This window comes from Alcanivorax sp. (genome assembly GCF_014762765.1).
GTDB lineage: Bacteria > Pseudomonadota > Gammaproteobacteria > Pseudomonadales > Alcanivoracaceae > Alcanivorax.
The window spans coordinates 1-5,283 of sequence record NZ_JABURH010000038.1 but is presented as its reverse complement, the minus strand read 5'-3'; the positions used below and the strand labels follow the sequence as shown (position 1 = coordinate 5,283).

Sequence of the window (5,283 nt, the reverse complement as noted above, 5' to 3'; positions counted from 1 at the left end):
TCTGCGCTCTCACCAACGACGACGAAGCCAACATCATGGCCTCACTGCTGGCCAAACGGCTGGGGGCGCGCAAGGTGATGACGCTGATTTCCAACCCGGCCTATGTGGATCTGGTGCAGGGCCACGATATCGACATCGCCATCTCGCCCCAGCAATCCACCATCGGCAGCCTGCTCAGCCATGTGCGCCGCGGCGATGTGGTCAACGTCTACTCCCTGCGCCGTGGCGCGGCGGAAGCCATCGAGGCGATTGCCCACGGGGACAGCAAATCCTCGAAAGTGGTGGGCCGGGCCATCGAGGATATCGACCTGCCGGAAGGCACCACCATCGGCGCCATCGTGCGCGGCGAAAAGGTGCTGATTGCCCACGATGACGTGGTCATCGAACCGGACGACCACGTGATCCTGTTCCTGATCGACAAACGCCGCACCCGGGACGTGGAAAAACTGTTCCAGGTCGGGTTTACCTTCTTCTGACGGCCGAGGCCAAGCCAGCGCATGCACTTTGCACTGATCTCGAAAATTCTCGGCCTGCTACTGGTGGTGTTCAGCTTCACCATGATGCCGCCTGTCGCCGTGTCCTACTGGTATCAGGAAGGCAGCGAAGGCCCCTTCCTGGTGTCTTTCGTGATCACCCTGCTACTGGGTCTGGCCCTGTGGCTGCCCTTCTTCAAGCACAAGGAAGAGCTGCAGACCCGCGACGGCTTTCTGGTAGTGACCTTGTTCTGGTCGGTACTGGGCGTTATCGGGGCGTTACCGCTCTACATCAGCAACGATGTGCCGGTGGGCTTTACCGATGCGGTATTCGAGTCCGTCTCCGGGCTGACCACCACCGGCGCGACCATTCTTTCCGGCATCGACTTCCTGCCCAAATCCATTCTCTTCTACCGCCAGCAGCTGCAATGGCTCGGAGGCATGGGCGTGGTGGTACTGGCGGTAGCGATCCTCCCCATGCTAGGTGTGGGCGGCATGCAGTTGTACAAGGCGGAAATTCCCGGCCCCATGAAGGATGCCAAGCTCACGCCTCGCATCGCCGAAACCGCCAAGGCCCTGTGGCTACTCTATCTGTTTATCACCGTCGCCTGTGCCGTGCTTTACTGGGCCGCGGGGATGACCATTTTCGATGCCATCTGTCACAGCTTCAGCACCGTGGCCACCGGCGGCTTTTCCACCCACGACGCCTCCATGGCCTACTGGGACAACCCCTGGATCGACTGGACCGCCACCCTGTTCATTCTTATCGGCGGTCTCAACTTTGCGCTGCACTTTGCAGTCTGGCGGGGTCGCTCATTGATAGCCTACATCCGCGACCCGGAATTCCGCTTTTTCATGACCCTGTTCCTGCTTTATACCGGGCTGATTACCGTGGGCCTGCTCGCTTTCAAGGTAGATGTCACTGCCGATGATGCACTGCGCCACTCCGCTTTTCAGGTAGCGTCGTTCAGCACGGGGACCGGGCTCACCAGTACCAACGCCGCCGCCTGGCCGGGCTTTATCCCCTACCTGCTGATCTTCACCAGCTTCATCGGCGGCTGCGCCGGTTCCACCGGTGGCGGCATGAAGGCAGTGCGCGCCGCCCTGGTATTCCACCACAGCGTCCGCGAGCTGCGACGGCTGATTTATCCCAACGGTATGTTTGCCCTGCGCTTTGGCCGCCACTCAGTGCCGGATCGGGTATTACAGGCGGTCTGGGGCTTTGTCGGGGTTTATATCACCCTATCGGTCATCTTCACCCTGCTGTTCACCATGACCGGCATGGACCTGACCACTGCCGTCAGTGCCGTGGCCGCCAGCCTCAATAACCTGGGCGTCGGTATCGGCCAGGTCGGCGGCGGTTTTGCCAACATTACCGACAGTGCCAAGTGGATGATGACGGTACTGATGGTGGCCGGGCGGCTGGAAGTCTTTACCTTGCTGGTGTTGTTTACGCCCATGTTCTGGCGACAGTAAAAGGGCAGTTAATAGTTAACAATGAATAGTTAATAGTTGCGTGTGGGGAGCCCTGCCAACTGAAAGGCCGTGCCCGCGGCAACAGAACGGCACGAACCCACAACCCCTGCTGTAGGAATGGAGCGTAGCGGAGTAACGCACGAAGTGCGGCCCGAAGGGTGAGCGTGGCGAATACGCCGCTTGAGGCGCGAAGGGGTTAACAGAAGCGCCGCTATTCGCGATGCAAGCATCGCTTCCCACATTAGCCTCACAGACAGAAACCAAAAGCCCCGGGATTGCCGGGGCTTTTGGTTTGCGCTGACCGCAGTTTCACGGCGTCGCGCTACTGGTTCTTCTCAAGCAATCGGCAGAAATCGATCAGCAATTGCCGATTCTTGTCATTGAGTGCGCGGAAGTGACGCTGCAACTTTCCCATATCAGTTTCCCAGCCCGCAGGCGAAGGCTCACCCACCTGATTGGTCGATGCCGCATCCTCATATTCCCGGTATAAATCAGAGACGCGCGTGCCCAGAGACTTCGCCAAAGCATCCAGAAGGGCAACGGAAGGTTGCTGCATGCCACGCTCGACCCGTGACAGATTGCTGGGATCAGTACCGGCTCGATAAGCCACCTCTTCCAGTGTTTCTCCCATCCTGAGACGGTAACGCTTGAGTATCTCGCCGATTGTCATGGCTGGATTTTCCAAAGCTGCCGGCATTGACACCATGCAAATACGCACTTATCGTTTGCGTATTACGCAAATTCCCCAATAGTCGCTACTCAGCTAAGGAAAGCACGTCACGAATCAAGATGGCGGCAAGGCAGGCAGGATGCTTAAAAAATGGCTTGGCAAAAAAAATACATTATCAACGCCCCAGTCCATCCACAGGCAAGAACTCAACGCCCTGGATCTGGAACGTTACCGGGTGATCTATGCCTATAGCTGCTCCTCGGAGATTTCCATGCTGATCTGGCGCAGCCATGAGCTTTGCCATTCCCGCATATTAAGCGCCAGCCCGTTCTCTCCCCAGGAAGGAGAACTGTTCATCGTGGTGCCGAACCTCCATGAAAGCAGCCTGCAGCCACTGCTGCGGCAACTTGCCACGCTCGACCCACTGGGCGAACAACGGCTGTGTGTCCCTCTGAAAATCACACCCCTGAAAACCCTTCACCAACGCTGGCTGGAATTACGCAACAAGACCTGTGGTTACTAAGGGGCCTCTAGCGTGCAAGGTGCGCATCATACCGACCAAACAAAAAGCCCCGGCAGAGCCGGGGCTTTTTTGTTCTCGCTGTTAACTATTAATTATTAACTGTTAACTGCTCTTACGCGATGTTGTTCACCCGCTTGGACTCACGGAAAAGCTGGTCCAGCTCGCCTTCATAGTAGGCTTCTACCCGCGGGTTCATCACTTTCTTCCACAGCGGCGGGATCATTGCCAGCACAAACATGGTGGCATAACCTGCCGGCAGCTGCGGGCTCTCGTCATAGTGACGCAGCACCTGGTAACGACGCTTGGCATAGGCATGGTGATCACTGTGGCGCTGCAGCTGGAACAGGGCCAGGTTGGTCAGCAGGTAGTTGGAGTTCCAGCTGTGGGCCGGCGTCACCCGCTCGAAGCGGCCTTTCTCGTTCACACGACGGTGCAGGCCGTAGTGCTCAATGTAGTTGATGATTTCCAGCGCCAGGGCAGCGAAGAAGCTCTGACCCAGGAAGAACACCACACCCTGCCAACCCCAAAGCAGCCCGAAGGTCACCGCGAACAAGGCAGAGATGCTATACCACCAGATCAGTTCGTTATGGACACTGATGTTCTTCTTGCCTTTACGCTCCAGGTATTTCTTTTCCAGTACCCAGGCATTCTTGAAGTTGCGCACAAACGCCTTGGGCAGAAAATCATACAGGCTCTGGTTGTAACGGCTGGAAGAGGCGTCGTCCGGGGTGGACACATGAACATGGTGACCACGTACGTGCTCTACCTTGAAACCGGCATAGGTCACCGTAGCCAACAGCAGGCCACCCATCCAGTTTTCTACCTTGGGATCCTTGTGGATCAGTTCGTGGCCCAGGTTGATGGCGATGATGCCACCCACGGTACCGATGGACACGATCCAGCCCAGCTTGCCGAGCAGACCGTAATCATTGGTCATGAAGACATGGCCGGCATAGAAAAGTACCGCGATCCACACAAAACCCATGGCGATGGCGGACACCCGATAGAAAATTTCCTCACTCATGGTCGGCACCTGAACTTCCTCGTTCGGGTTGCTCGGGTCCTTGCCGACCAGGTAATCCAGCACCGGAATAATGCCGAAGATGAAGATGTAGAGGAACCAGGCCCAAAAATCCTGGGTACCGCTCTCCACACCCACATAGGCAGAAAACGGTACGAGCGGCACCATCAGAGCCCAGAAGCTCAGATAGCCGTATTTTTTCATTTTTAGCATGGTGTCCGGATTCATATTCTCGAACATGGCTCATACCTCGCTAGTTCAAGCCAAAAGTAACAGTCTTCAATGTGATGGTCAGGTTATCCATGATTTCTTGAATTGTCAAACAACTCAATTAGTGCCATAGTATCGGCCTCGGAGGATAATTCGCACCGAAGCCGAAAAGGACCTTTGTCATGTCGTTGAAAGCCGTCAGCCTGAGCGAGCAGATTGCCCAGCACCTGGCCGAGCAGATCATCACCGGCACCCTGGCCCCCGGGGCTCGACTGCCGGAAAGTGAACTGGCCAAGCAACTTGATGTGAGCACTAACTCACTTCGTGAGGCCTTTCGTGTGCTGGAAAAGCAGCATCTGATCGAGCTGCAGCCGCGCAAGGGCGCGCGGGTGTGCGAAGTCACCGATGAGCAAGTTCACGACCTGTATGACTTCCTGTTCATGCTGCTGTCACGGCTGGCCGGCCAGGCCGCCAGCAATTGGATGCCCGGCCAGATTGAAGACATGGTGGAAATGCTGCCGCAACTGGAGCAGCACTATCAGGGCAACGATCTGTCCGCCGCCCATCAGCTGGCCTTCCACTTTGTGGAAATCGCCACCGAGCGGTTCGCCAACAATCGCTACCTGGCCACCGACATCATCGACCTGATCCCACTGCTCAAGCGCTACACCTTTATTGCCTTGCAGGAAGACACCTCGGAATTCGACGTTTCCCTGCAACTGTTCAAGCGCCTGCTGATCAATGTGGTTGGCCGCAAAACCGCAGAAGCGGAAGCCGACATCCGCGAATACGGCGAAAATCAGTGCCAGATCGTCCTGCGTGCCATCGCCAAACGCCGTAATGCGGCGTAGAAGCAGCTGCAAGCTGCAAGCTGCAAGCTGCAAGCTGCAAGCAAGAGGCTCTCACCCTG

The 5,283-nt window shown here is 56.9% G+C and carries 6 protein-coding genes; 4 read left to right on the top strand and 2 right to left on the bottom strand.

All coding sequences use genetic code 11. The features are described 5' to 3' along the window. Both HUJ17_RS01210 and HUJ17_RS01205 read left to right on the top strand, forming a co-directional pair. Positions 1–476: TrkA C-terminal domain-containing protein (locus tag HUJ17_RS01210; RefSeq protein ID WP_290508993.1), on the top strand; the 476-nt coding region annotated here is incomplete at its 5' end. A 21-nt stretch (positions 477–497) separates the two neighbouring features. Continuing rightward, the gene (locus HUJ17_RS01205) at positions 498–1,949 is read left to right on the top strand and encodes a TrkH family potassium uptake protein (protein ID WP_290508992.1); all 1,452 of its coding nucleotides are present in this window, start codon (positions 498–500) and stop codon (positions 1,947–1,949) included. Positions 1,950–2,271: 322 nt separating this feature from the next. Here HUJ17_RS01205 and HUJ17_RS01200 read toward each other — a convergent pair whose 3' ends face one another. Continuing rightward, on the bottom strand, positions 2,272–2,619 hold the full coding sequence (locus HUJ17_RS01200; RefSeq protein ID WP_290508991.1) for a helix-turn-helix transcriptional regulator: 348 nt from the start codon (positions 2,617–2,619) through the stop codon (positions 2,272–2,274). A gap of 139 nt (positions 2,620–2,758) precedes the next feature. Here HUJ17_RS01200 and HUJ17_RS01195 point away from each other — a divergent pair, with 139 nt between their 5' ends. Beyond that, positions 2,759–3,142: a hypothetical protein gene (locus HUJ17_RS01195; RefSeq protein ID WP_290508990.1), complete on the top strand. Its 384-nt coding sequence runs from the start codon at positions 2,759–2,761 to the stop codon at positions 3,140–3,142. A gap of 112 nt (positions 3,143–3,254) precedes the next feature. Here the strand turns inward: HUJ17_RS01195 and HUJ17_RS01190 are convergent, their stop codons facing one another. Next, positions 3,255–4,403, bottom strand: coding sequence for an alkane 1-monooxygenase (locus tag HUJ17_RS01190; RefSeq protein ID WP_290508989.1), 1,149 nt, complete (start codon positions 4,401–4,403; stop codon positions 3,255–3,257). 152 nt (positions 4,404–4,555) lie between these two features. Between HUJ17_RS01190 and HUJ17_RS01185 the strand changes: the two genes are divergently transcribed. After that, the gene (locus tag HUJ17_RS01185; protein WP_290508988.1) at positions 4,556–5,224 is read left to right on the top strand and encodes a GntR family transcriptional regulator; all 669 of its coding nucleotides are present in this window, start codon (positions 4,556–4,558) and stop codon (positions 5,222–5,224) included. The last annotated feature ends 59 nt before the right edge of the window (positions 5,225–5,283 follow it).

Excerpts from the sequence above, each read along its gene's own strand:
- HUJ17_RS01205 (WP_290508992.1), top strand. The coding sequence starts at position 498 with ATGCACTTTGCACTGATCTCGAAAATTCTCGGCCTGCTACTGGTGGTG.
- HUJ17_RS01190 (WP_290508989.1), bottom strand. The coding sequence starts at position 4,403 with ATGTTCGAGAATATGAATCCGGACACCATGCTAAAAATGAAAAAATAC.
- HUJ17_RS01195 (WP_290508990.1), top strand. The coding sequence starts at position 2,759 with ATGCTTAAAAAATGGCTTGGCAAAAAAAATACATTATCAACGCCCCAG.
- HUJ17_RS01200 (WP_290508991.1), bottom strand. The coding sequence starts at position 2,619 with ATGACAATCGGCGAGATACTCAAGCGTTACCGTCTCAGGATGGGAGAA.
- HUJ17_RS01185 (WP_290508988.1), top strand. The coding sequence starts at position 4,556 with ATGTCGTTGAAAGCCGTCAGCCTGAGCGAGCAGATTGCCCAGCACCTG.